We start from the raw sequence: 24,953 nt of genomic DNA on the forward strand, positions 1-24,953 counted from the left end.
CAATAATATATGTATTGGATAAGGAGGGATTCTATGAACCAAAAACCGAAAATCGGCCTTGCACTGGGAGGCGGTGCCTCCAGGGGCTTTGCCCATATCGGTGTGATTCAGGTGCTGGAGGACATTGGGATAAAGCCGGACTACATAGCCGGGAGCAGCATGGGAGCCATTATCGGTGCCCTGTACGCCGCCGGAGCAACTCCGTATATGATCGAAGGGATTGCCAACAATGTCAATGCAAAGCTCTGCTATGACGTCGGCTTTTCCAGAAAGGGCCTGATACGGGGAAAGCGGCTGGAAGAGCTGATTCAGCTCCTTACCCGGAATATGGACTTTAGGGATCTGCCCATTCCCCTGGGAGTGACTGCCGTGGATCTGATCACAAATGAGCGGGTGGTGATCAACGAAGGAAAAGTATATAAGGGAGTGCGTGCAAGTGTTTCCATTCCGGGGATTTTTCATCCGGTACCGGACGGCGACAGGGTTTTGATTGACGGCGGCATTCTGGAGCGTGTTCCGGTGCGTGTTGTGCGTGAAATGGGGGCAGACATTGTAATAGGAGTGGATGTGGCATTCCACGGAAAGCATCGTCCTCCGGAAAACTTTGTGGAGACCATCCTTCAGACCATTGAGGTAATGGATCTGGAGATTTTAAAACACACTGTTCCCACGGGTGACATTATGATCCGTCCGGAGGTGTATCTCCCCAATCCCATGTCCCTGGAGAATGTGGACGTCGCAGTGGAAGCCGGCAAAGAAGCAGCGCTGAAATCTGTGGATCAACTGAAGACTCTGGTGCAGGGGCAGGATCCGGAGCAGCCGGAACCGGGAAAATAAAATAAGACTTTTTTCCTGGCAGCAGTTAAATTACGGAATGGGCAGAATCCTGTGGGTAAAATCCCTGTCCCCTTTGCGTCCATTTGGGTTTTTCATTCCCAGACTGTAAAGATCCCCGGCCAGCCGGTCAAATGCGAACATTTCCTGGACGGGCTTTCCCTCCTTGGCAATATGGGCAGCTTTCGTGATAATGGGGACACGGGCTGTTTTCTTCAGCTGCTTCAGAAGGGGCGCAGCATGTTCGGAGAATGCGAGGATGCGCAGGTATTTCGGGCCCGTGTCGTCATTCAGCGTGCGGAAGGTTTCCGTGGTCAGATCAAGCAGACCATGGACCAATATCCTCTGCAGTCTGGTTTGCGTATATCGCCTGGTTTTCAGGGAGGAAATCAGCTCTTCCAGGCTGGACGCATTTTGAGCGGATTTTCGGATCCGATTTTCCAAACCTTCGCTGACATCCATCCAGGATTTTATTTCTGCTGTGGTACTGCGTCTTAGGATTCCCAGGAACAAATTTTCCAGGGATTCCGTGCGTACTGGCCCCATTCCGTCCGCAAAGGCATCGGATAATATCTGAAAGACGGCCTGCGGTACGGCATTTTCCACTTTGCTGTCCAGCCCGTGCTGAAGGATCTCCTTTCGGATGGAGGCGGCACTTGTGATTCCCTTTTTGATCCGTTGGGAGCCGTAGGAGGAGCGAATGCGATGAACGGTTACCGGGGCAATCGGACTTCCGGTCTGCTTCAGCGCTTTCAGATATTCCACTGCCAGAATGGCGTTGCTGTCGGACAGAATACTTCTGATGCTCCCGGCGGATTCTTCCGAAGAAGGGGCCAGATAGTGAAGGACAGCCTGAGATCTTGCAGCAGGAAAGGACAATCCCTGCTGCAGAAAGGATTTCAGATTGTTCCGATAAACTTGGCTTTCCGGGACAAATAGTTCTGCGATGGTTTTCAGCTGCTCCAAATCATTGATTTCACTGCCGAAGCTGAGATAATCGGTCAGCCCGGTATGATTGAGAGTCTGAACGGCACCGTAGGCAAAGAGCTCAGCGGTTTGAACCGCGTAGACGACCGGAAGTTCCAGCACCAGGTCGGCTCCACAGTGTACGGCAGCTTCTGCCCGTATCCATTTATCGGCAATGGCAGCTTCTCCTCGCTGCGTAAAATTGCCGGACTGGACGACGACGACAAAATCCGGTCGTACCAACTCTTTTGATTTCATTAAGTGATAAAGATGTCCATAATGAAAAGGATTGTATTCTGCTATGATTCCCAGAACTTTCATTGTTTGCTCCCTTATGGATAGTAGTCCGCTCCATTGGAATAATATTTAGCGGCGGGGAAGATCTTTCCGAAAAATCTTCCTGTTGTAATTATATAGAAATTCCATTGGCCGGGCAAGACAAAAAGGTCCTGTAATAAATAATATGGAGGAATTTTGACTTTTATGTAGAATAATTATCTGGTTGACTATTTTTAATATGATCCTATTCGTTTGTAATGGACAGGGAAAGGAGTTGGATAAATGTCTGTATTGCAGCAGATACGCGAAAGAGCATCCAAATTGGGTAAGACAATCGTATTGCCGGAAGGAGAGGAGCAGCGGGTGATTGAAGCCGCTTCCATCCTTGCCAGGGAGGGCATTGCAAAGGTGATTCTTCTTGGTGATCCGGAAAACATTTTCGGAAAGGCAAAAGAAGCGGATCTGACCAATGTTACGATTCTGGATTATCTGCATTCGGATAAAATGGAGTCCTATGTAAGAAAATTTACGGAGCTTCGGAAGAAAAAGGGAATGACCCCTGAAAAGGCTGCCGAAATCATGAAAGATCCGCTTTATTTTGGGGCTATGATGGTTAAAATGGGGGATGCGGACGGTATGACAGCCGGTTCGGTTCATGCTACCGGAGATGTCCTTCGTCCCGCATTTCAGATTATCAAGACGGCTCCCGGGATATCGGTGGTATCCAGCTGCTTTGTCATGGAACTGCCGGATTCCCGATATGGAGATGACGGGGTTCTTGTTTTCGGAGACTGCGGCGTCAATCCGGATCCCACTGCAGAGCAGCTTGCGGATATTGCCGTATCCACCGCCAGGACGGCAAAAACCATTGTGGGCATGGAGCCGGTTACGGCATTGTTGTCCTTTTCCAGCAAGGGCAGCGCATCCCATGATCGGGTGGACAAGGTAAGGGAAGCTGTCGGACTGGCCAGGAAATCGGCTCCGGAGTACTTATTTGACGGGGAGCTGCAGGCTGATGCCGCTTTGGTCGAAGACGTGGCAATGAGCAAGGCTCCCGGCAGCAAGGTGGCAGGCAAAGCCAATGTATTGGTATTCCCGGATCTGGATTCCGGCAATATCGGATACAAGCTGGTGCAGCGTCTGGCAAATGCGCAGGCGGTCGGACCGATCTGCCAGGGGCTGGCCAGGCCGGTCAATGATTTGTCCCGCGGATGCAATGCCCGCGATATTGTGAACGTCGTTGCCATTACCGCCATTCAGGCGGGATTGGAGTAATAAGGAGTGTTTGATCAAATGAAAATATTGGTAATCAACGCGGGGAGTTCTTCCGTGAAATACCAGCTGATTGACATGGAGGAGGAAGGCGTTCTGGCCAAAGGCAATGCGGAGCGCATCGGTCTGGAAGGATCCTGTCTGAAGCATACCCCGGCCGGGAAAGAAACAGTAAATATAACTGCAGAATTCAAAAATCATGAAGATGCCATCAAGAAGATCATCGAAGCCCTGGTTTCTCCGGAGTATGGGGTCATAAAGGATATGAGCGGGATCGATGCAGTAGGGCACCGCATTCTGCACGGCGGCACGAAATTGATTCAGCCTGTTCTGATTAATGATCAGGTTGTGGAGACCATAAGGGAAAACATCGATCTGGCTCCCCTGCAGAATCCGGCCAATATCATGGGCATCGAAGCATGTCGCAGGGTGATGCCGGATACGCCCATGGTCGCCATCTTTGATACGGCATTTCATCAGACCATGCCGCCGAAGGCATTTCTGTACGGCCTTCCCTATGAGCAATATGAAAAATATCAGATCCGGAAATATGGATTCCATGGAACATCCCACAAGTATGTGGCACGTCGTACCGCTCAATTCCTGCACAGGCCGCTGGAGTCCCTGAAGATGATCACCTGCCATCTGGGCAACGGCTCCAGTATTGCAGCGATCCGCTATGGGAAGTCTGTGGATACCAGCATGGGCTTTACTCCCCTGGCCGGTGTTCCCATGGGGACCCGCTCCGGCAGTATTGATCCGGCCATAATAAATTATATGATAAAAAAGGAAAATATGACCGAGGATCAGGTTTACAATCTCCTGCACAGGGAATCCGGTATGCTTGGAATTTCCGGTATCAGCAGTGATTTCCGTGATTTGGAGGCTGCTGCAAAGAAAGGCGTGGAGCGGGCTCAGCTGGCATTGGATGTTTTCAGCTATCAGGTGAAGAAATATATTGGCGCCTATGCAGCGGTTCTGGACGGGGTGGACTGTATTGTATTTACAGCCGGTGTTGGTGAGAATACGGTTTGTGTCCGGGAAGCTGCCTGCCAGGGTCTGGATTACATGGGAGTAAGGATTGACCCGGAAAAGAATCAGAATATAGCAAGCTGGAAAACAAAGGAAGGTATCATTTCCACTGCGGATTCCAGGGTTCAGCTATTGGTCATACCGACCAACGAGGAATTGATGATTGCCCGGGAAACGATGGAATTGGTGCATCCCGGATCCTGATTTTGTTTTCCCTTGGGAATCCGACCTGCTTTTCGCTACTTGACAAACCGGCAGAGGATTCATATAATTTATAAGTCAAAGGTTGTGAGATGAAGATGAAGCCTCTGAAGATCGACATAACGAATATCCGAAGGGAAATTGCTGCAGAACAGAATTTTGACCGGAAGTGGATTCCAGAGGATATGATCTGGCAGGGAGAGCCCTTGCGGTTCCGGGATCCTTTGCACGTGAAGGGCAGGATTTTCAACGGAGGGGATGTATTGTTGCTGACTGCAGATGTAAAGGGCAATATCATCCTGCAGTGTGGAGCCTGCCTGGAGAGTTATGTGCAGGGTTTTGACTTTCCCATTGAGGCAAGGCTGAAAAGTGCTCCGAATAAGGAAAACCCGGATTATTTTGTGTATAAAGGAAATGAAGTGGACCTTTCTGAAATCGTCCTGGAATTTCTTTTATCGGAGCTTCCCATCCGAAGACGATGCCGGAAGGATTGCAAGGGCCTGTGTCCGGTATGCGGGGCCAATCGGAACGATGGGGAATGCTCCTGCACCATCACCGGGAAAACGGATCCGGAACTTACGGTTGATGAACGGCTCAAGCCTCTCCGGGATTACTTTTTCAATCAATAAGGAGGTGTGGAAATGGCAGTACCAAAAAAGAAAACGTCCAAGGCAAGACGGGATAAGAGAAGAGCCCATTGGAAGCTCAGCGCACCGGAAATTGTGACCTGCCCCCAATGTGGGGAACCCAAATTGTCGCATCGCATTTGCAAACATTGTGGTTATTATGATGAGAAACAGGTTATCAAAGAAGCAGAATGAAAAGAAAACTGTCCGAAAAGGGCAGTTTTTTTCAATAAATGAAGGGATTCAGTATTGCAAAACAAGTGTAAATACTTTATACTGATCTTAATACTTGATACTAATACGAGATCCTAAGTATTATATTTGTTCGGGGTGAGTTATTTGAGCAAGTATACGCCGCTGAAGAAAGAAAGACAGCAGGGATTGTTTGATACTTTGAAGAAAGATCCTTTTATTACAGATGAAGAACTTAGCGAGACATTTCATGTCAGTATTCAGACCATCCGGCTGGATCGACTGGAATTGGGGATACCGGAGCTGAGAGAACGGATTCGCCATGTTGCTTCCGAAAATCAGAAAAAGCTTCGGACAATGGATGCTACAGAGGTCATCGGCGACATTGTGGATCTGGATCTGGGGGTCCGGGGGATTTCCATTCTGCAGACGACAGAGGAAATGGTATTTGAACGAACGCAGATTGTTCGCGGCCATTATATATTTGCCCAGGCCGAATCCCTCGCCATAGCTGTCATTGATGCAAAGGTTGCCCTGACGGGAGTCGCCAATATCAAATACAAAATACCGATTTTTGCAGGTGATAAACTGGTGGCGAAGGCGCAGGTTGTGCGTACCCGGGGCAATAAATATTTTGTATGGGTCTTTATCAGAGTGGGGCAGGAGGAAGCATTTCGCGGTAAATTTATATTGGTATCCATTGGGGAAGGAAGGAAATCAAATTGAAAATCATCGTGGATGGCATGGGAGGGGATCATGCTCCCCGGGAGATCGTCCGGGGCAGTGTGAAAGCTGTTCTGGATTATAACATTGACATCACCCTGATCGGGGACCGAAAATGCCTGGAAGCAGAGCTCCAAAAGCAGAACGCTCCAATGGATCGTTTCCATCTGATTTCAGCTTCCCAGGTCATTACCATGGAGGACAGTCCGGTTGCAGCCATCCGGAAAAAGTCCGATTCCTCCATAGTGAAAGGATTGGAGCTTGTCCGGGAGAGCCCGGACCGTGTCCTGATTTCCGCCGGCGCCACAGGAGCATTGTTGGCAGGCGGCATGCTGAAGGTCGGAAGGATCCGGGGAATTGACCGTCCTGCGCTGGCGTCCATCCTGCCAAATCGGAAAGGTGGGACCCTGCTTCTGGATATGGGCGCCAATACGGAGTGCAAGCCGGAGAATCTGGCACAGTTTGCTGCGATGGGCACGATTTACATGGAAAGAGTCCTGGGCAGGCCCCATCCCACTGTGGGTCTGTTGAATGTCGGTACAGAAAGGACAAAGGGCAGCGGGCTTTATCGGTCTGCCTATCAACTGTTGGAGAAAAGAAAGGGAATCCGTTTTCAGGGCAACGTGGAAGCAAGGGAAATACCAGGCGGCGCAGTAGACGTCTTGGTATGCGACGGCTTTACCGGGAATGTGATCCTGAAATATACGGAAGGTTTGGCTTTCAGCTTTCTTGAAATGATGAGGGAAGAACCGAAACAGGCTCCGGCAAGCGAACCGTCCGGGAATTCCTTCCTGAAGTCCGGCCTGGCCGGATTCCGGAAGAGAATGGATTACACTGAAGTCGGGGGCGCTCCGCTGCTTGGAATCCGGGGCGGTATTATAAAGGCTCATGGCAGTTCGAATGCGACAGCTATCAAAAACGCAATTTACCAGGGCATATTATATCTGAAAAATGGTGTATTGGAAAGGATACAGGATGCGGTATCCGATCAGGAGGGGAAGAGATGACAGAAACACTGTTTCCTGCAGGCATAGTTGGAACCGGTTCCTATGTGCCCGACAGGATTATGACAAATCAGGATTTGGAAAAATTAGTGGATACCAGTGATGAATGGATTGTCACCCGCACCGGGATCCGGGAAAGAAGAATTGCAGCGAAGGAGCAGGCGACCTCAGATTTGGGCACCATTGCAGCCAGACGGGCTTTGGAGGATGCCGGGATGCAGGCCGGGGATGTGGATCTGATCCTTGTCGCCACGGCGACACCGGATATGAATTTTCCCTCCACGGCCTGCCTGATTCAAAATAACCTGAAAGCCGTTCGTGCAGCAGCCTTTGATGTGGAAGCAGCGTGTTCCGGTTTCCTGTATTCCCTTTCCATTGCAGCACAGTTCATTGCAACCGGATTCTATCGGAATGTCCTGGTGATCGGTGCGGAATGTCTGAGCCGATTTACCAATTGGAAGGATCGCAATACCTGTGTCCTGTTCGGTGACGGAGCAGGTGCAGCGGTAGTCCGCCGCGTGGAGCAGGGCTATGGGATACTGTCCGGCACCATGGGTGCGGACGGCAGCGGCGGTGATCTGCTGAAGCTGCAGGCAGGCGGTTCCAGGCTTCCCGCTTCACAGGAAACGGTAAGGAATCATCTTCACTATGTGCATATGGAAGGCAGCGAGGTGTTCAAATTTGCCGTCCGGATTATGGTATCTGCAGCGAGAGAGGCAATGGACCTTGCCGGCATTACCACAGAGGATCTGGACTATCTGATTCCCCATCAGGCCAACATCCGTATTATCAAGGCGGCTGCAAAACATCTGAAGATCAGTGCGGACAAGGTGTGGATCAATCTGGACCGATATGGAAATATGTCGGCAGCCTCCATACCGGTTGCATTGGATGAAGCAGCCCGATCCGGAAAAATCCGGAAAGGGAACATCATCTGCATGGTAGGGTTCGGAGGCGGACTGACATGGGCATCCTCCATAATGAAATGGGCAAAATAAGAAGTACGGGGAGGCAATTCGATGAAAACGGCGTTTCTTTTTCCGGGTCAGGGAGCTCAGTACATCGGCATGGGCAGGGAATTATACGAACATTCTGATATTGTCCGGAACAGATTTGATCAGGCGGATCAGATTCTGAACGAAGATTTTGTGGATCTTATTTTTCATGGCAGTGAAGAGGATATCCGGAAAACAGAGAATACACAGCCCGGCATTCTCATGGTAAGCACTGCAATATCCGAGCTGCTCAGAAGCAGGGGGATTGTTCCGGCCATGACCGCAGGACTGAGCCTTGGAGAATACAGTGCTCTTGTTGCAGCCGGAGCCATATCCTATGAGGATGCCCTGCCTCTGGTCCGGAAAAGAGGACAGCTCATGAACGGGGCGGTGCCGTCAGGCAAGGGTGCCATGGCTGCCGTAATTGCATTGGATGCAGATAAGTTGACGGCGTGCTGCAAGCAAGCTGCTGCATTTGGGACAGTCGGGATAGCCAATTACAATTGCCCGGGCCAATTGGTTCTGACCGGCGGGGCTGCTGCAGTCCAAAAGGCGTCGGAGCTTGCGCAGGAAGCCGGTGCAAAGAAGATCGTACCTCTCCAGGTGAGCGGACCATTCCATTCTCCTCTGCTTGAGCCTGCAGGAAAGGCATTGGCAGTGGAGCTGGATCGGATTGCAATAAGGGATCCGGAGATTCCGGTCATAACCAATGTGGAAGCGTTGCCTGTTTCATCTGCGGCCGATGTGAAACGGCTGCTGATTCAGCAGGTCAGTCATCCGGTCCGTTGGGAAGACTCCATACGATACATGCTTTCCTGTGGGGTCGATACCTTCCTTGAGTTGGGCCCCGGGAAGACCCTGACCGGATTTATGAAACGAATCGACCGGTCTTCTGCTTCTTACCATATAGAGGATAAGGCAACACTGGAAAAGGCACTGGCAGGATTGGAGGAGAAAAAATGAATCTGACTGGGAAAGTGGCTTTGGTGACGGGTGCTTCCCGTGGTATTGGAAAGGCCTGCGCCATTCATCTCGCGGATCTGGGAGCAAGGGTTGTTGTGAATTATGCGCACAACCGTGCAAAAGCGGAACAGGTGGTTACTCAGATTCAGCAGAAGGGCGGGGAAGCGACTCCTATTCCGGCAGATGTTTCCAATCAGAAAGATGTGGAGGCTATGGTAAAAAAAGCAGTGGAGATTTATGGAAGTCTGGATATTCTGGTCAACAATGCAGGAATCAACCGGGATATGCTTTTGCTGCGCATGAAGGAAGAAGACTGGGATTCGGTCATCAATACCAACCTGAAGGGTGTGTTTCTGGTAACAAAAGCTGCTGCAAGGTATATGATGAAACAGCGGCAGGGCAGGATCATCAATATCTCTTCGGTGATCGGAATCACCGGAAACGCCGGACAGGCGAACTATGCTGCATCCAAAGCAGGGGTGATCGGGTTTTCCAAATCCATCGCCAGGGAACTTGCCGCAAGGAATATTCTGGTTAATATGATAGCCCCCGGCTTTATCGATACCGATATGACAGAAGAATTAAACGACCAGGCAAAAAAAGGTATTCTGTCGAAGATACCGCTCAAACGTTGTGGAAAGCCGGAGGATGTTGCGTATCTGGCCGGATTTCTGGCTTCGGAGGAAAGCAGTTATCTAACCGGCCAGGTAATTCATGTTGACGGCGGAATGATTATGTAATATTATGTAAAGGTACTACATATTATTATTGTTTGTACAAATTCTATTGCAGGAGGTGAAAGGGATGTTTGAAAAAATACGGGATATTATTGCGGAACAGTTGGGCGTGGAATCGGATGATGTAAAAATGGACTCATCTTTTGTGGATGATTTAGGCGCCGATTCGCTGGATATCGTCGAACTGATCATGGCTTTGGAAGAGGAATTCAATATGGAAATTCCGGATGAAGAAGCGGAGAAGATTGCAACCGTAGGCGATGTTGTTGATTACATCAAGAAGAATTCCTGATTGTTTTCTGGATCGGATTCCCGGAAATGGGAATCCGATCTTTCAAGAATGATTTGTTTTTATTATAAAGTCGATGCAACACAGCTTGTAAACCTGTAGATTGCAAAGACATTTTTTATCATACAAGCACTGGATGCTTTTCCAACCAGGCAGGAGGTTTTTAAATGAGGAAAAGGGTCGTTATAACCGGAATGGGTGCCATCACCCCCCTTGGGAATGATGTGGATTCTTTCTGGAAGAATCTTTGTGATGGCAAATCCGGGATTGATCGCATCACACGCTTTGATCCGGAGAAATTTGACACTCAGATTGCAGCGGAAGTAAAGGATTTTGATCCTCAGGATTATGTGGATAAAAAAGAGGCAAAGCGGATGGACCGCTTTACCCAGTTTGCCATGGCCGCTGCCAAAATGGCAGTGGAACAGGCGGATCTAGATTGGAGCAGAGAAAATTCACAGCGCTTCGGGGTTCTGCTTGGTACCGGCGTCGGTGGCCTGGAAACGATGGAGAAGCAGGCTGGGGTCCTGCATACAAAAGGACCCAGGCGGGTCAGTCCTTTTTTTGTACCTATGATGATCGCCAATATGGCTGCCGATCAGATCTCCATAGCTTATGGCGCCAGGGGAATGAACTCCACTGTGGTAACCGCATGCGCTTCCGGCACCGATGCCATTGGAGAAGCTTACCGGGCCATACGGGAAGGGTATGTGGATATTATGATCACCGGCGGAGCCGAGGCTGCCGTTACTCCTTTATCCCTGGCTGGCTTTAGTTCCATGAAGGCTCTGTCCCGCAGGAATGATGAGCCTCAAAAAGCCTGCAGGCCTTTTGACAGGGATCGGGATGGGTTTGTCCTGGGAGAAGGAGCCGGGATTCTTGTTCTGGAAAGTTATGAACATGCCATGAAAAGGGGAACCCGGATTCTGGCGGAGATGGCGGGATACGGACTGACTGAGGATGCGTATCATATTACCGCACCGGCACCGGAGGGGGAAGGAGGAGCCCGCGCCATGAAGGAAGCCCTGGACGACGGCAATATGGCACCGGGGGACATCGATTACATCAATGCCCATGGAACATCCACAGAATACAACGACAAGACGGAGACTGCCGCTATCAAATCGGTGTTCGGTGACACCACAAAGGTGGCAGTCAGTTCCACAAAATCCATGACCGGGCATTTATTGGGGGCTGCCGGCGGGATTGAAGCAATTGCCCTGATCAAGACACTGGAGGATCAGTTTATTCCGGCAACGATCAACTACACGACTCCGGATCCGGAATGTGATCTGGATTATGTACCGAATCATGGGCGCAGGGCAGCAATAAATGCCGCCATGTCCAATTCCTTTGGTTTTGGCGGACAGAATGCCTGCATTATAATGAAGAAATTTGAGGAATAGAGTTCCGGATAACAAATTCAAGGATGTGAACGGAAAGAAATGAAACAGATCGATGACTTTGGCTGTTTGTATACGGCATTGGGATATGAGTTCCGGGACCCGCAGCGGATTGTGACGGCGCTGACCCACAGTTCCTTTGCAAATGAGGCAAAGGGTGATGTTCCCTTCAATGAGCGCCTGGAGTTCCTGGGAGATTCCGTACTTGGTCTGACGGTCAGCGATTATTTGTTCCGGACCTATCCGGATTTTCCGGAGGGAATCCTGACCAAACTCCGTGCGGGAGTCGTATCTGAATTGTCTTTGGCACAGGTAGCCAGAAGATTGAAGCTGGGAGATTATCTCCGGTTGGGAAGGGGAGAGGAAAATACCGGCGGAAGAGTGCGGGATTCCATCCTCGCAGATGCTGTGGAATCCATCATTGGTGCCTTGTATCTGGACAGCAATCTGGAAACGACAAAGGTATTCGTTCTGAGGCAGTTGGTCCCTGCAATCGAAATCCTTATCGCCGGGAAGGGACACAGGGATTATAAAACGGATCTGCAGGAATTCCTGCAAAGCAAATCCACCCTTGGAATTACCTATCAGATTGTCGATGAAAAAGGTCCGGATCACAATAAGATGTTTACGGCTCAGGTTTGCCACGGGGATACCTTTATTGGCCGGGGCAGGGGGAAAAGTAAAAAGGAAGCGGAACAGCAGGCCGCCCGGGATGCCCTGGACAAGTTGAAGGCAGATGGTGAAAGAAGATAAGGATTATCGGTTTGGGATCCGTCAGGCGGGATTTCTTTCATCAGGAACTTCGATTGAGGTGTTTGGAAATTGATTTTAAAGAAACTGGAGATCTATGGGTTCAAATCTTTTGCAGACCGGATTTATATGAAATTTGACAACGGCATTACTGCCATTGTCGGGCCCAATGGCAGTGGGAAAAGCAATATTGCCGATGCAGTCCGCTGGGTTTTGGGGGAGCAGAGCGTCAAATCCCTCCGTGGTTCCAAAATGGAAGATGTGATTTTTTCCGGTACCGAAACCCGAAAATCCCTGGGCTTTGCAGAGGTGTCCCTGACTTTGGACAATGCAGACGGCGCCCTTCCGGTGGAATATGCGGAAATCACCATTACCCGCAGGGTTTTTCGATCCGGGGAAAGTGAGTACTATATCAATCGCAGTGCCTGCCGCCTGAAGGATATTGTGATGCTGTTCATGGACACCGGCGTTGGAAAGGAAGGATATTCCATTATCGGTCAGGGCCGTATTGATGAGATCCTGAGCAACCGGTCCGAGGAACGAAGATATATATTTGAAGAAGCTGCAGGAATCGTAAAATACAAGACAAGGCGGGAAGAGGCAGATAAAAAGCTGGAAAAGACACAGGATAATCTGCTGCGTGCGGAGGACATCCTGTCGGAATTGGAACAGCGGCTTCAGCCTCTGGAGGTGCAGTCCCGAACTGCAAAGGAGTACCTGAAGCGGAAAGAGCAACTGAAGGTTTGTGAAATCAATCGATTTCTAAATCAATATACGCATCATATAAAACGGATTTCTGAATGGAAAAAGCAAATGGATGACCTGGAAAAGGAATTGGCATCGCGCAGGAATGAGCTGGCCAAAATCGAAGCCGGTCGGGACAAGCTGTCAGAATCCCTGAGCCGTCTGAAAGAACAGGCAGAGAAGCTGCGAAAGGAACGCTATGATTTACTGAATCATTCTGAACGTCTCCGTGGTGAGCGGAATGTAAGTCTTGAGCGGATGGAGCAATTCAAAAAAGATTCCGTGAGGCTTCAGGACGAGATTTCCCAGGAACAGAAAGACACAGAGCATTGCTTCCTGCAGAGGAAAACGATGGACGGTGTTCTGACCGGTAAAAAGCAGGCCTTTGGGGAAGCTCAGAAGAAAGCATCCGGACTGCAGACAAAAATAGCGGATCTGGACTTGGAAATCAGTTATAATCAAAAACAGACGGAGGAAACCAAAGAAAATATCATCCGGATCCTGAATGCCATTTCGGATTGCAAAAGTCGTCTGACCCGCTATGAAACGATGGAAACCAACCTGAATTCCAGGCTGGACACCATAACAAAGCGCTCCAATGACATCAGGTCGGAAAAGGAACATTTGTTGGAATCGGAATCCGCCTGTCGGAACAAGGCCCTGTCAACCATTCAAATGACCGAAAAGAAGCAAAAGGAAAAAGAAGCGCTGGAAAAGTCCATACAGGAAGAAAAACAGACCCTTTCAGATCAGGAAGAATCCATACAGAAGCAAAAACGGCAACTGGAGGGGGAACGGTCCCGATTGAAATTGCTCGGGGATATGAAGAGAAGCTATGAAGGTTTCTATCGGGCTGTCCGGGAGGTGCTGACCGCCTGCCGGTCCAATTCCGGCATTGCCGGGAAAGTATGCGGCGTGGTGGCTTCCCTGATACATGTTCCAAAGGATTTCGAAGTTGCCGTTGAGACAGTTTTGGGAGGCAGTCTCCAACACATTGTTACGGAGAATGAGGAGGACGCCAAACATCTGATTGGTTTTCTGAAAAAGAATCATTACGGCCGCGCAACCTTTCTGCCTGTTTCCTCCATCCGGGGAAGGACTTTAAACCGCAGGGAACGGGAGACGCTGGAAATGCCGGGTTGCCTTGGCGTTGCCTCGGAGATGGTTTCCTGTGATCCCAAATATCATGATATTCTGGAGAATCTGCTGGGCAGGGTTGTGATAGCAAATGATCTGGACGCTGCCATTCGCATTGCCCGGCGCTTTTCCTATTCCTTTCGCATTGTCACGCGGGCAGGGGACGTGGTAAACCCCGGAGGCTCCATGACCGGCGGAAGCAGTGCGGTGAAGGGAACCGGCATTCTGAGCCGGGACCGGGAAATCCGGGATACACAGCAGGCAATCACTTCACGGAAGTCCGGCATTGCAGACCTGGAATCCGAAAAAGAAAGATTGCAGATCGTTTATCGCGATCACAGGCAAAGCCTGGAGAAAGCGGGATCTGAGCTGAGAAATATGGAAAAGATTCAGATTTCAGAGAAGGAAGATCTGCGTCGGGTAACGGCTCAAAAAGTTCAGGCGGAGAAGGAACTGGATGCATACCGGGAGGAGCGGAACCAAATTGATCAGGGCTTGAAGGAATTGCACTCTACCATCGAAAAGGCGAAACGGGAGATATCCTCACTGAAGGAAAAAAATGCGGATATTGAGACAAAAGTCGGGGATTCGGAACGCAATTGGAAGGAAAAACTGAAGAAAAAAGAAAGTCTTCATCAAAAATGGACCGATATCCGGATTCAGACGGCAGCTTTGCAGCAGGAGGTGCAGGGTCTGGAGGATCAGATAGGACGAATTCAGGAGGAGGCAGATCATCACAGTGCATCCATGGGTTCCAAAAAGCAAAAGCTTTTAAATAACAAGGATGAGACGGAAAAAATCCAGGGATCCATGGAACAGATGAAAGGCAGAATCCAGGACATGGACAACCAGGCGGAGAGCATGCAAGTGAAAATGGAGGAAACAGAAAGGCAGAGGGGGAAAGCCGAATCCCGTCTTCAGGAGATGGAGAAGGATATCCGGAACTTGGATCAGTCTTCCGGGGAACTGACCGACAAAAAGTACCGGTTTGAGGTGCAATGTTCAAGATATGAGGCAGAACTGGAAAATTACCAGAATAATATATGGGAAGAATATGAGATCACCTACCGGAACGCGCTGTCCTATCGGGATGATTCCCTGACTCCAGGTGAGATAAAGGAGCGGATCCGGGCATTGAAAAAGGAAATTTCCGATTTGGGGGAAGTCAATGTCCGCGCCATTGAAGAGTACCAAAAGGTCCGGGAACGATATCAGTTTCTGAAGGAGCAGCGTAATGATCTGATCACGGCAAGGGAAAATCTGCAGGAAGTCATAGAAGATATTACGGAAACCATGAAGAAACAGTTCCGAAAAGAGTTTGACATCATCAATGAATATTTCGCCACCACATTTCACCAGCTGTTCGGCGGGGGACATGCCCGGTTGGTACTGGAAGATCCAAAAGATGTTTTGAACTGCGGCATTGCTATTACTGCACAGCCTCCGGGAAAGAAACTGCAGAACCTGTCCCTGTTGTCCGGAGGAGAGCGCACCCTGACGGCAATAGCGATCCTTTTTGCCATATTGAAGCATAAGCCGACACCGTTTTGTGTACTGGATGAGATTGATGCTGCGTTGGATGACAGCAATGTAGAGCAGTTTGGGAAATATATCAGGGAATTTTCCCGGGATACCCAGTTTATCATTATTACGCACAGGAAGGGCACTATGGAAGCCAGTGATGTTCTGTATGGCATTGCTATGGAGGAAAAGGGAGTTTCCAGCCTTATTTCCGTCAAGTTTGATGAGATGGTCAGTTAGAGCAGGAGGAATCTGAATGGAAAGCGACGACAGGAAGAAAAAAGGTTTTTTTTCAAGACTGAAGAACGGTCTCACCAGGACCAGGGGCAGTATCACAGATCGGGTGGATGAATTGATCCGGTACTATCGTCAGATAGATGATGATTTTTTCGACGACCTGGAAGACACATTGATTATGGGGGATGTCGGGGTGCCAACCAGTGAAAAAATCATTTCCGGTATACGGGAAAAGGTAAAAGAGGATAAAATAGGGGATCCTTCAAGAATCAAGGACCTGCTAAAGGATAGTATTACCTCCATTTTGAAAAGGAATACACAGCCTCTGATCCTTCCGCACCCGACGGTACTGTTGGTAGTCGGCGTCAATGGAGTAGGCAAGACCACTACCATCGGGAAGCTGGCGGACCGCTACCGAAAGCAAGGCAAAAAAGTACTGGTGGCTGCGGCAGATACGTTTCGCGCTGCTGCAGGGGAGCAACTGGAAATCTGGTGCAAACGGGCGCAGGTCCCCATTATTCGCCATAAAGAGGGAGCAGACCCTTCTGCAGTGGTTTTTGATGCTATTCAATCTGCCAGGTCCAGGGGAACGGACATCCTGCTCTGCGATACAGCCGGGCGGCTTCACAATAAAAAGAATCTGATGAATGAATTGGAAAAGATGAATCGGATTATTGACCGGCAATTTCCGGAAGCCCATAAGGAAGTCCTTTTGGTCCTGGACGCCACAACCGGTCAGAATGCCGTTTCCCAGGCATCCCTGTTTCGGGAAGTGGTTGGAATCAATGGCATTGCCTTGACGAAACTGGATGGAACCGCAAAGGGTGGGGTCATCATCGCTGTGAAGTCCCTGCTTGATATCCCGGTTTATTATGTAGGCGTAGGGGAGCAGACAGAGGATTTGCAGCCTTTTGTACCAGAAGATTTTACAGATGCCCTGTTTGAATCTTAGGCCAAATGACGAACCTGGTTATCAAAGAAAAATGCTTGACGGATCCATTCAGCTATAGTATAATAGCAACCTGTAAAGGAAAAATACTTGACTGCCGGAAAAGTATAACGCAGGGATGGAATGCAGGATGAATAAATTTGAAGAAATGGCTTCCTTGCTGGATTTATACGGTGGACTGCTGACCGACAAACAGAAGGATGCCATGGATCAGTATTATAACTATAACCTTTCTTTACAGGAAGTGGCTGATAATGAAGGAATCACCAGGCAGGGGGTACATGATCTGATTCAGCGTTCGGAGCATACTTTACGGATCACCGACGAAAAGCTGGGCTTCCGGAGTCAGTTGTCTGAAATCCGCGCCGGTCTGGAGCATGCAGACCGGCAGCTGGAGGAACTGGCAGCTGGTTTGGACGCATGCCGGCAGGAAATGAACCGGCTGAAGAGCAACTGTATGGGAGGTTGAGAATTTGCCGTTTGAAGGTCTGGCGGATAAGCTGCAGGCAACTTTCAAAAAGCTTACCGGAAAGGGCAAACTGAATGAGAAGGATGTAAAGTCCGCCATGCGGGAAGTGAAGCTGGCATTGCTGGAAGCGGATGTCAACTTTGTCGTTGTGAAGGATCTGATCCGGAAAATAACTGATCGTGCTGTGGGGCAGGAGATTATGGAAAGCCTGACTCCCGGGCATCAGGTCATCAAGATCGTGAACGAAGAACTGACTGCATTGATGGGAGGAACCCAAAGTAAGGTAACCATTGCTTCCAGCCCGCCGACCATTCTTATGCTGGTTGGGCTGCAGGGTGCCGGAAAGACGACTCATGCCGGCAAATTGGCCCGTTATTTCAGGAAGCAGGGCAAGAATCCACTGCTGGTAGCTTGCGATATCTATCGCCCTGCCGCAATAGAGCAGCTAAAGATTGTTGGGGAAAAGGTGAATACACCGGTCTTTGAGCGCGGACGGGAAAATCCTGTTGCCATTGCCAAAGAGGCTCTGGAGTATGCAAAGGATCATCAGTATGACATGCTTCTGGTGGATACGGCAGGACGGCTTCATATCAATGAAGAGCTGATGGAGGAACTGAAGTCCATCAGGAACGGCATCCATCCTCATGAGATTTTGCTTGTAGTGGATGCCATGACCGGGCAGGATGCTGTCAATGTGGCCCAGTCCTTTCATGAAAAGCTTGGAATAGACGGAGTGATCCTGACCAAGCTGGATGGGGATACCAGGGGAGGCGCTGCACTGTCCGTCCGGGCGGTGACCGGAAAGCCAGTCAAGTTTGTCGGTACGGGGGAAAAGCTGGAGGATCTGGAGGTGTTTCATCCGGATCGAATGGCATCCCGGATCCTTGGTATGGGCGATGTGCTGACTGTGATTGAGAAAGCACAGGCCAACATGGACAGCAGGAAAGCACAGGAAATGGAGAAAAAGCTCCGTACCCAGACGTTTACCCTGGATGATTATCTGGAGCAGCTGGAGCAGATCAAGGGAATGGGTTCCATGAGCGATATCCTGGCCATGATACCTGGGCTGAATGCAGGGAAACTGAAAGGAGTTCAGGTTGACGAAAGACAAATCCCCAGAACCCAGGCAATCATTCAATCCATGACAAAGAAGGAACGGAACAATCCTTCTCTGATCAATGCCAGTCGCAGGAAACGAATTGCTGCCGGAAGCGGGGCCCGTATTCAGGATGTCAATCAACTGCTGAAATCCTATGAGGAATTAAAAAAGATGATGAAGCAGCTCAATGGAGCAAAAGGCAAAAAAGGCAGATTCCGATTGCCTTTTTGATTGCCGGCACGCCGCAGATCTGCCGTTTCGGAGTTTGCGGCTGGTTTCCCGATCCTTTAAGGATTGGGTTGATTCTTTTGTTGGAGGTGAGAATGTGGTAAAAATCAGATTAAAAAGAATTGGGAAAAAGAAAGCACCTTTTTATCGTATCGTAGTTGCAGATTCCCGCTATGCAAGGGACGGAAGGTTTTTGGAGGAAATCGGGCATTACAATCCCAATACCAATCCTTCCGAGATGGAAGTTGATGCGGATCGGGCAAAGGATTGGCTGAATAAAGGTGCTCAGCCTACAGACACGGTCCGTGCCCTTCTGAAGAAAAACGGTATACTATAGGAGGCATATGGAATGGCTGAATTGGTGGAATTCCTGGCAAAGTCCCTGGTGGATCATCCGGATCAGGTGGATGTCCGGACAGTGGAGGGAAATGAAGGAATGACCATAGAGCTTCGGGTGGCATCCGATGACATGGGTAAGGTAATCGGAAAGCAGGGCAGAATTGCAAAAGCCATTCGAACGGTGGTCAAGGCGGCTGCTGTCAGGGAAAACAAAAAGGTTGCCGTTGAAATCGTATAAAAGGCGTGAGAAAGGGATGCTGGATTATTTATCCGTTGGCGTTGTGCTGAAGCCTCATGGCCTGAAAGGCGAAATCAAGGTGAAACCACTGTCGGATGAGAAAAGACGTTTTGATGAATTGACATGCGTCTGTGTGAAGAAGGAAGAGGGCTACAAAGAGCTGGCAATTACAGCCCGGCGATATGACAGGGATTTTGTCTATCTGTATCTGAAAGACTGTTGCACGGTGGAATCGGTGGAGCCCCTGCGGGGTCAGTATCTGTGGATTCCCCGGAAAATGGCCCGTGTTTTGCCAAAAGATACTTTCTTTATCGGGGACTTGATCGGCTGCAGGGTTTGGACGGACGCCGGAAAATTTCTGGGAACCATTGAAAACATACTAAGAACCGGCAGCAACGATGTATATGTTGTAGAAGGGCCGGAGGGAGAAATGTTGCTTCCTGCCCTGAAAAGCGTCGTGACCCGGGTGGATCCTTCAGTGGGAACGATTCTTGTGGATCTTTCCGATATGAGGGGGCTGTTGCCGGATGAAAATTGATATTCTTACTTTATTTCCGGAAATGTTTGATGCCTTTCGGATGACCAGCATTGTAGGCAGGGCTGTGGAAAAGAAGATTCTTGATCTGGAGATCTTCAATATTCGTGATTTTGCCGCAAATAAGCATAGCCAGGCCGATGATTACCCCTATGGCGGTGGCGCCGGTATGGTATTGATACCTCAGCCATTATCCGATGCGTTGGATTATGTTCTGTCCCGATATTTCGGTGAGAAGCCGAAGGTGATCTATCTGTCCCCTCAGGGGATGGTATGGAATCAGCGTCTGGCAGATGAGATTTCAAAAGAGCCTGCAATGATTTTGCTGTGCGGGCATTATGAGGGGATTGACCAGCGTATTATTGATAAATATGTGGATCAGGAGATTTCCATCGGTGATTATGTATTGACCGGCGGGGAGCTTCCCGCCATGGTCCTGACAGACTGCGTTGCCCGCTTGATTCCCGGTGTATTGGGCAGTTCCGAGTCCATCCTGGAGGAGTCCCACTCAACCGGCTTGCTGGAATATCCTCAATACACCAGGCCTGCGGAATATGATGGGAATACGGTACCGGAAGTTCTGCTGTCCGGGAACCATAAGGAGATCAGCAAATGGCGGAGGCGGCAGAGCCTGAAAAATACGTTTTTGAAACGCCCCGATTTGATAAAGAAAGCGGAGTTGTCGCAGGAAGATCAGGATTGGCTCAATGAGCAGAAGAATAATTTTTGACATTTCTTGCGCCGAAAATATAGATTATGATATAATCCAGGTTGTGACGGGCAGGAAGGCCGCTTTTCCTGAAAAGTCGGGAATGTCTTGTAAAAAGGAGGGAAGAAACATGAATATAATAGACACTTTGGAGCAGGAACAATTGAAAAAGGATATAACGGAATTTTCCGTTGGAGATACTGTAAAAGTATATGTAAAGGTCGTGGAAGGTACCCGCGAAAGGCTGCAGGCATTTGAAGGCACTGTGATTCAGCGCAATGGCGGCGGTGTCAGCGAAACCTTTACGGTTCGAAGGGTTTCCTATGGAGTGGGTGTTGAGAGGACATTTCCTCTTCATTCTCCCAGAGTTGCACAGATTGAAGTCCTGCATCGCGGCAGGGTACGCAGGGCAAAGCTTTTCTATCTGCGGAACCGGGTCGGGAAAGCAGCAAAAGTCAGAGAAATTCAAGGCAATAAATAATGATGTGGGACCGGAAAAACGGTCCCATATTGTTTTATATGTCCGATAAGGCAGGTGTTCCCCAATGGAGGAAAAAGAGAGGAATTCTTCCGGTATAAATCCGGAAGGGAAAAATATCAGGCGGTCCACGACAGAAACAGATGCGGAAGGAAACAATGATGAAAAAAAAGTCTCTTCCAAAAAGGAAACGAACGATCCGCTGAAGGAAATGAAGGAATGGATTCAGGCAATCGTTACAGCCGTCGTGCTTGCGCTCCTGATCCGTACTTTTCTGTTTGAAATCATACTGGTGGATGGTTCTTCCATGCTTCCGACGCTCCATGACGCAGACCGGATTTTTGTCAATAAAATCGGATATTTCATAGGAGAGCCGAACCATGGCGATGTCGTGATTTTTAAAACTCCGGAAGATCCGCATACCAATTATGTAAAGCGGATCATCGGGCTGCCGGGGGATCGGGTTCGAATCAGGGACGGGGTCGTTTATGTAAATGATAAGGCTTTAATGGAACCATATATTCTGGAACCGCCTTATGATGATTACGAAGAAGTGACGGTTCCAAAAGGTACCTTTTTTGCTTTGGGGGACAACCGGAACGGCAGTAAGGACAGCAGGGATCTTCATGTGGGTTTTGTCCCTATGGACAATCTGCTTGGAAAAGCGGTATTCCGCCTGTGGCCACTGGATCGCCTGACACAGATTCATTGAACTTCATCCATCAAAAACGGAAAGAGGTTTTTATTTTGACAATCAACTGGTATCCCGGACATATGGCCCAGGCCAAAAAGCTGATCCAGGAGAACCTGAAGCTGGTGGATATGGTAATTGAACTGCTGGACGCCAGGATCCCGGTCAGCAGCATCCACCCGGATTTTCAAAGCATGTTCCGTGATAAAATCCTGGTAATGGTGCTGAACAAGAGCGACTATGCCGATCCGCGAAAAACAGGAATCTGGATAAAATATTTTGAAGAGCGGGGAAACGCTGCTCTTGCCATCAACTCCCTGGATGGGCAGGACGGAAAGCGTTTAAAAAAGATGGTTTTGGAACTGGCAGATCAGAAAAGCCGGGAAATCCGACGACGTAAAGGAATTCACAAGACCATCCGTGCAATGGTGGTGGGGATTCCGAACGTAGGGAAGTCCACTCTGATCAACCGGCTTTCCGGGGCGGTGAAAGCAAAAACCGGCAACCGCCCTGGCGTCACCAGGGCAAAGCAATGGGTAAGGGTTACTCCATATTTTGAATTGCTGGATACTCCCGGACTTCTGTGGCCCAGATTGGAGCAGGAAAGGACAGGTCTGCATCTGGCATATACTGGTTCCCTCCGGGAAGAGATCATGGACCAGGAGGAAATTGCCTGCCACTTTCTGAAGGAGATGGCCGGACTGTATCCGGAGCTTCTGACAGATCGGTATCACCTGAAGGATTTCAATAAGCATGGCGATGAACTTCTGCAGGATATTGCGCAAAACCGCGGTTGGCTGGATACCGGTGGGATACCGGACAGGGAGAGAAGTTCCAGGCAGGTGTTAAAGGAATATCAATCCGGGTTATTGGGCAGGACCACATTGGAGATTCCGGAGGAGGGCGTGGCAGGTTCCAGGTAAGGGGGCTTTTGAAAAAGTGAACATACATAATATTTCCATCCCGGAAGTCCGCAGTATGCTTCGGAAGGAACCGAATCCGGAACAGCTGCTGGCAGCAATGGAAGAAGACAGCCGTATTGGTGTGAAAAAACTTCTGGTAAAATATTACCGCCTGCAGGAAGCACTCCAAAAGCAAAGGGAAAAGTCAGAAACGATGCTAGTTGAAGAGAGACGGTTATGGGCCGAAGGGTACGCTCTTGTTGGAGGAATGGATGAGGTTGGACGCGGGCCTCTGGCAGGACCGGTTGTTGCAGCGTGTGTTATTTTGCCTCCGGATCTGGTCATTGAAGGAGTGGATGACTCCAAAAAGCTTACCGCCGGCAAACGGGAAAGATTTTATGATATCATTTCTGACAAGGCGGAGGCAATCGGAGTTGGCATGGTCGGTCCGGAGCGAATCGATGAAATCAATATCTACCAGGCAACCATGGAGGCCATGTTCCAGGCTGTGAATGCCTGCAGAAAAGCGCCGCAGTATGTTCTGATTGATGCCATGCACCTGGAATCCCTGTCTGTCCCTCAACTGTCCATTGTAGGCGGGGATGGAAAGTCCCAGTCCATTGCGGCTGCTTCCATTATTGCAAAGGTTACACGGGACCGGATGATGGACAAGCTGGCAGGAACCTATCCGCAATATGGTTTTGAGCAGCATAAGGGTTACGGCACAAAACAACATGTGGAGGCGATCCGGCGATATGGCATGTCACCCATCCATCGCCGGAGCTTCATGAAGAAGATCCTGCAGGGAAAGACTCTGTAAGGAAAGGACTGCAAAGAGAAGGGGGGCTTCTTTGTCATGCTGGCCAAGGTAAAAAGTTCCGGACTGTTTGGCATCAATGGGTACATTGTGGATATTGAAGTGGATATTGCCAATGGACTGCCTGGATTTGAGATTGTCGGTCTGGCGGATACCGCAGTGAAGGAATCCAGGGAACGGGTTCGTTCTGCCATCAAGAACAGTGGCTTTGATTTTCCGGTAAAACGCATTACGGTCAATATGGCTCCCAGTGATACGAAAAAAGAAGGCTCTGCTTATGATCTGGCCATTGCAGTCGGTATTCTGAAGGCAACCGGTCAGATTACGGAGAGTCCGGATTTCCGCCCGGTTTATTTGGGGGAATTGTCCCTGGATGGATCCATTCGGCCGGTAAACGGCGTTTTGCCTATGCTGCTGTCGGTATCCGATACGGAGCATAAAACGGTTCTTTCCACGGCAAATGCTCCGGAAGCAATCCATGTCAAAGCGATGAGCGTATATCCCTTTGATCATCTCAGGGATCTGGTGTCTGCGTTGAATCAAGAAGGAACCCTTCGTCCCTGGCAACCCGACAGGGAAGCCCTGCCGGAACATCCGGTTCCTGCCCTGGAGGATTATTCTGATGTAAAAGGTCAGGAAGGAGCCAAAAGGGCTTTAAAGATCGCCGCAGCCGGTGGTCACAATATTCTGATGATCGGAAGCCCCGGAACCGGAAAAACCATGCTGGCCAAGAGACTGCCTTCCATTCTGCCGGATCTGACTTATCCCGAAGCCCTTGAGATCACCAGGATTTACAGCGCTGCTGCCTTATTGGATCCTTCGAAGGGATTGATCCGAACCAGACCTTTTCGGGCCCCTCATCATACGGTTTCTCGAATTGCCCTCGTCGGTGGAGGAAGAGTGCCCAAGCCAGGGGAAATCAGCCTGGCGCATCATGGAGTTCTTTTCCTGGATGAACTTCCGGAATATAAAAGGGAGGCGCTGGAAGTTCTCCGGCAGCCTTTGGAAGATGGTTATATTACCGTGTCCCGGGCACAGGGGAGTGTTTCTTTCCCCTCCAAATTCATGCTGGTTGGGAGCATGAATCCATGTCCCTGTGGCTATTTTCGTTCAATTGACCCGTCTCATGAGTGCAATTGCACTCCCCACCAAATTTCACGATATCTGGATAGGATTTCCGGCCCTCTTCTGGATCGTTTTGACATGCATATTGAAGTGGATCCCGTCAGTTTTGAAAAACTGACCGGCAAGCGGGAAGGAGAAAATTCCCGGGAAATGAAGGGGTGCGTTGACAAAGCCCGGGCAATTCAGCTTCAGAGATATCACAAAAAGGGTATTTTCAGCAATGCCCAGTTAAGTTCCAGGCAAATCGATACCTATTGTAAACTGACCGACAGTCAAAAACTTATGATCAAGGATGCCTTCCGCGTTTTGTCCCTGAGTGCAAGGGCCTATGACCGTATTTTGCGTGTGGCACGGACCATAGCGGATCTGGGGGGGGAAGAAAACATACAGGACGCCCATCTGGCAGAGGCGATTCAATATCGCAGCCTGGACCGGCAATACTGGGGATGATCTTTATTTTTTCACAAGG

General features: G+C 49.5%; 27 protein-coding genes. 26 read left to right on the top strand and 1 reads right to left on the bottom strand.

All coding sequences use genetic code 11. The annotated features are described in order from the left end of the window. The first annotated feature begins 33 nt into the window (after positions 1-33). On the top strand, positions 34-837 hold the full coding sequence (locus tag QBE55_10665) for a patatin-like phospholipase family protein (GenBank protein ID WZL77991.1): 804 nt from the start codon (positions 34-36) through the stop codon (positions 835-837). A gap of 30 nt (positions 838-867) precedes the next feature. On the opposite strand, the gene QBE55_10670 is transcribed toward QBE55_10665, so the two are convergent. Continuing rightward, positions 868-2,121 (bottom strand): nucleotidyltransferase, encoded by a 1,254-nt coding sequence (locus QBE55_10670; GenBank protein ID WZL77992.1) that lies wholly within the window; start codon positions 2,119-2,121, stop codon positions 868-870. A gap of 240 nt (positions 2,122-2,361) precedes the next feature. Between QBE55_10670 and pta the strand changes: the two genes are divergently transcribed. The 25 genes from pta (at position 2,362) to QBE55_10795 (ending at position 24,934) form a co-directional block, all read left to right on the top strand. Then, complete coding sequence (gene pta, locus QBE55_10675) at positions 2,362-3,354, top strand: phosphate acetyltransferase (protein ID WZL77993.1); 993 nt, start codon at positions 2,362-2,364, stop codon at positions 3,352-3,354. Between the two features lie 18 nt (positions 3,355-3,372). Next, a complete protein-coding gene (locus QBE55_10680; protein ID WZL77994.1) occupies positions 3,373-4,587 on the top strand; it encodes an acetate kinase in 1,215 nt (404 codons plus the stop codon). An 89-nt stretch (positions 4,588-4,676) separates the two neighbouring features. Beyond that, on the top strand, positions 4,677-5,213 hold the full coding sequence (locus QBE55_10685; protein ID WZL77995.1) for a DUF177 domain-containing protein: 537 nt from the start codon (positions 4,677-4,679) through the stop codon (positions 5,211-5,213). Positions 5,214-5,225: 12 nt separating this feature from the next. Then, positions 5,226-5,405, top strand: coding sequence for a 50S ribosomal protein L32 (gene rpmF, locus QBE55_10690; GenBank protein WZL77996.1), 180 nt, complete (start codon positions 5,226-5,228; stop codon positions 5,403-5,405). 144 nt (positions 5,406-5,549) lie between these two features. Continuing rightward, positions 5,550-6,128, top strand: a complete 579-nt coding sequence (fapR, locus tag QBE55_10695; protein ID WZL77997.1) for a transcription factor FapR — start codon at positions 5,550-5,552, stop codon at positions 6,126-6,128. Next, a complete protein-coding gene (gene plsX, locus QBE55_10700; GenBank protein ID WZL77998.1) occupies positions 6,125-7,132 on the top strand; it encodes a phosphate acyltransferase PlsX in 1,008 nt (335 codons plus the stop codon). The genes fapR and plsX overlap by 4 nt, the downstream gene beginning before the upstream one ends. An 8-nt stretch (positions 7,133-7,140) precedes the next feature. Further along, a complete protein-coding gene (locus QBE55_10705) occupies positions 7,141-8,127 on the top strand; it encodes a ketoacyl-ACP synthase III (GenBank protein ID WZL79926.1) in 987 nt (328 codons plus the stop codon). A gap of 21 nt (positions 8,128-8,148) precedes the next feature. Next, positions 8,149-9,087, top strand: coding sequence for an ACP S-malonyltransferase (gene fabD / locus QBE55_10710; protein WZL77999.1), 939 nt, complete (start codon positions 8,149-8,151; stop codon positions 9,085-9,087). Continuing rightward, entirely contained in the window at positions 9,084-9,827 is a 744-nt protein-coding gene (fabG, locus tag QBE55_10715; GenBank protein ID WZL78000.1) for a 3-oxoacyl-[acyl-carrier-protein] reductase, read from the top strand. Before fabD ends, fabG begins: the two co-directional genes overlap by 4 nt. A gap of 64 nt (positions 9,828-9,891) precedes the next feature. Then, positions 9,892-10,116, top strand: coding sequence for an acyl carrier protein (gene acpP, locus QBE55_10720; GenBank protein ID WZL78001.1), 225 nt, complete (start codon positions 9,892-9,894; stop codon positions 10,114-10,116). A 164-nt stretch (positions 10,117-10,280) separates the two neighbouring features. Continuing rightward, on the top strand, positions 10,281-11,519 hold the full coding sequence (gene fabF / locus QBE55_10725) for a beta-ketoacyl-ACP synthase II (GenBank protein WZL78002.1): 1,239 nt from the start codon (positions 10,281-10,283) through the stop codon (positions 11,517-11,519). A gap of 39 nt (positions 11,520-11,558) precedes the next feature. Further along, positions 11,559-12,269 carry a ribonuclease III gene (rnc, locus tag QBE55_10730; protein WZL78003.1) on the top strand — a complete coding sequence of 237 codons (711 nt, stop codon included), beginning with the start codon at positions 11,559-11,561 and terminating at the stop codon, positions 12,267-12,269. A 69-nt stretch (positions 12,270-12,338) separates the two neighbouring features. Next, positions 12,339-15,908: a chromosome segregation protein SMC gene (gene smc / locus QBE55_10735; GenBank protein ID WZL78004.1), complete on the top strand. Its 3,570-nt coding sequence runs from the start codon at positions 12,339-12,341 to the stop codon at positions 15,906-15,908. A gap of 16 nt (positions 15,909-15,924) precedes the next feature. Beyond that, on the top strand, positions 15,925-16,857 hold the full coding sequence (gene ftsY, locus QBE55_10740; protein ID WZL78005.1) for a signal recognition particle-docking protein FtsY: 933 nt from the start codon (positions 15,925-15,927) through the stop codon (positions 16,855-16,857). A 127-nt stretch (positions 16,858-16,984) separates the two neighbouring features. Further along, entirely contained in the window at positions 16,985-17,323 is a 339-nt protein-coding gene (locus QBE55_10745) for a DNA-binding protein (protein WZL78006.1), read from the top strand. A gap of 4 nt (positions 17,324-17,327) precedes the next feature. Next, positions 17,328-18,653: a signal recognition particle protein gene (gene ffh, locus QBE55_10750; protein WZL78007.1), complete on the top strand. Its 1,326-nt coding sequence runs from the start codon at positions 17,328-17,330 to the stop codon at positions 18,651-18,653. A gap of 94 nt (positions 18,654-18,747) precedes the next feature. Beyond that, on the top strand, positions 18,748-18,987 hold the full coding sequence (gene rpsP, locus QBE55_10755; GenBank protein ID WZL78008.1) for a 30S ribosomal protein S16: 240 nt from the start codon (positions 18,748-18,750) through the stop codon (positions 18,985-18,987). 12 nt (positions 18,988-18,999) lie between these two features. Further along, positions 19,000-19,227: a KH domain-containing protein gene (locus tag QBE55_10760; protein WZL78009.1), complete on the top strand. Its 228-nt coding sequence runs from the start codon at positions 19,000-19,002 to the stop codon at positions 19,225-19,227. Beyond that, positions 19,214-19,765, top strand: a complete 552-nt coding sequence (gene rimM / locus QBE55_10765) for a ribosome maturation factor RimM (GenBank protein ID WZL78010.1) — start codon at positions 19,214-19,216, stop codon at positions 19,763-19,765. Before QBE55_10760 ends, rimM begins: the two co-directional genes overlap by 14 nt. Then, on the top strand, positions 19,755-20,492 hold the full coding sequence (trmD, locus tag QBE55_10770) for a tRNA (guanosine(37)-N1)-methyltransferase TrmD (protein ID WZL78011.1): 738 nt from the start codon (positions 19,755-19,757) through the stop codon (positions 20,490-20,492). The genes rimM and trmD overlap by 11 nt, the downstream gene beginning before the upstream one ends. A gap of 109 nt (positions 20,493-20,601) precedes the next feature. Then, the gene (rplS, locus tag QBE55_10775) at positions 20,602-20,952 is read left to right on the top strand and encodes a 50S ribosomal protein L19 (GenBank protein WZL78012.1); all 351 of its coding nucleotides are present in this window, start codon (positions 20,602-20,604) and stop codon (positions 20,950-20,952) included. 64 nt (positions 20,953-21,016) lie between these two features. Next, the gene (gene lepB, locus QBE55_10780) at positions 21,017-21,661 is read left to right on the top strand and encodes a signal peptidase I (GenBank protein WZL78013.1); all 645 of its coding nucleotides are present in this window, start codon (positions 21,017-21,019) and stop codon (positions 21,659-21,661) included. Between the two features lie 35 nt (positions 21,662-21,696). Continuing rightward, entirely contained in the window at positions 21,697-22,563 is an 867-nt protein-coding gene (gene ylqF, locus QBE55_10785) for a ribosome biogenesis GTPase YlqF (protein WZL78014.1), read from the top strand. A gap of 16 nt (positions 22,564-22,579) precedes the next feature. Further along, positions 22,580-23,362 carry a ribonuclease HII gene (locus QBE55_10790; GenBank protein WZL78015.1) on the top strand — a complete coding sequence of 261 codons (783 nt, stop codon included), beginning with the start codon at positions 22,580-22,582 and terminating at the stop codon, positions 23,360-23,362. A 36-nt stretch (positions 23,363-23,398) separates the two neighbouring features. Then, positions 23,399-24,934 carry a YifB family Mg chelatase-like AAA ATPase gene (locus QBE55_10795; protein ID WZL78016.1) on the top strand — a complete coding sequence of 512 codons (1,536 nt, stop codon included), beginning with the start codon at positions 23,399-23,401 and terminating at the stop codon, positions 24,932-24,934. Positions 24,935-24,953: the final 19 nt, after the last annotated feature.

Source organism: Eubacteriales bacterium mix99, assembly GCA_038396605.1.
In the GTDB taxonomy this organism is placed as follows: domain Bacteria; phylum Bacillota; class Clostridia; order Caldicoprobacterales; family DTU083; genus UBA4874.

Excerpts from the sequence above, each read along its gene's own strand:
- QBE55_10665 (WZL77991.1), top strand. The coding sequence starts at position 34 with ATGAACCAAAAACCGAAAATCGGCCTTGCACTGGGAGGCGGTGCCTCC.
- QBE55_10670 (WZL77992.1), bottom strand. The coding sequence starts at position 2,121 with ATGAAAGTTCTGGGAATCATAGCAGAATACAATCCTTTTCATTATGGA.
- pta (WZL77993.1), top strand. The coding sequence starts at position 2,362 with ATGTCTGTATTGCAGCAGATACGCGAAAGAGCATCCAAATTGGGTAAG.
- QBE55_10680 (WZL77994.1), top strand. The coding sequence starts at position 3,373 with ATGAAAATATTGGTAATCAACGCGGGGAGTTCTTCCGTGAAATACCAG.
- QBE55_10685 (WZL77995.1), top strand. The coding sequence starts at position 4,677 with ATGAAGATGAAGCCTCTGAAGATCGACATAACGAATATCCGAAGGGAA.
- rpmF (WZL77996.1), top strand. The coding sequence starts at position 5,226 with ATGGCAGTACCAAAAAAGAAAACGTCCAAGGCAAGACGGGATAAGAGA.
- fabD (WZL77999.1), top strand. The coding sequence starts at position 8,149 with ATGAAAACGGCGTTTCTTTTTCCGGGTCAGGGAGCTCAGTACATCGGC.
- fabG (WZL78000.1), top strand. The coding sequence starts at position 9,084 with ATGAATCTGACTGGGAAAGTGGCTTTGGTGACGGGTGCTTCCCGTGGT.
- acpP (WZL78001.1), top strand. The coding sequence starts at position 9,892 with ATGTTTGAAAAAATACGGGATATTATTGCGGAACAGTTGGGCGTGGAA.
- fabF (WZL78002.1), top strand. The coding sequence starts at position 10,281 with ATGAGGAAAAGGGTCGTTATAACCGGAATGGGTGCCATCACCCCCCTT.
- rnc (WZL78003.1), top strand. The coding sequence starts at position 11,559 with ATGAAACAGATCGATGACTTTGGCTGTTTGTATACGGCATTGGGATAT.
- ftsY (WZL78005.1), top strand. The coding sequence starts at position 15,925 with ATGGAAAGCGACGACAGGAAGAAAAAAGGTTTTTTTTCAAGACTGAAG.
- QBE55_10745 (WZL78006.1), top strand. The coding sequence starts at position 16,985 with ATGAATAAATTTGAAGAAATGGCTTCCTTGCTGGATTTATACGGTGGA.
- QBE55_10760 (WZL78009.1), top strand. The coding sequence starts at position 19,000 with ATGGCTGAATTGGTGGAATTCCTGGCAAAGTCCCTGGTGGATCATCCG.
- trmD (WZL78011.1), top strand. The coding sequence starts at position 19,755 with ATGAAAATTGATATTCTTACTTTATTTCCGGAAATGTTTGATGCCTTT.
- rplS (WZL78012.1), top strand. The coding sequence starts at position 20,602 with ATGAATATAATAGACACTTTGGAGCAGGAACAATTGAAAAAGGATATA.
- lepB (WZL78013.1), top strand. The coding sequence starts at position 21,017 with ATGGAGGAAAAAGAGAGGAATTCTTCCGGTATAAATCCGGAAGGGAAA.
- QBE55_10795 (WZL78016.1), top strand. The coding sequence starts at position 23,399 with ATGCTGGCCAAGGTAAAAAGTTCCGGACTGTTTGGCATCAATGGGTAC.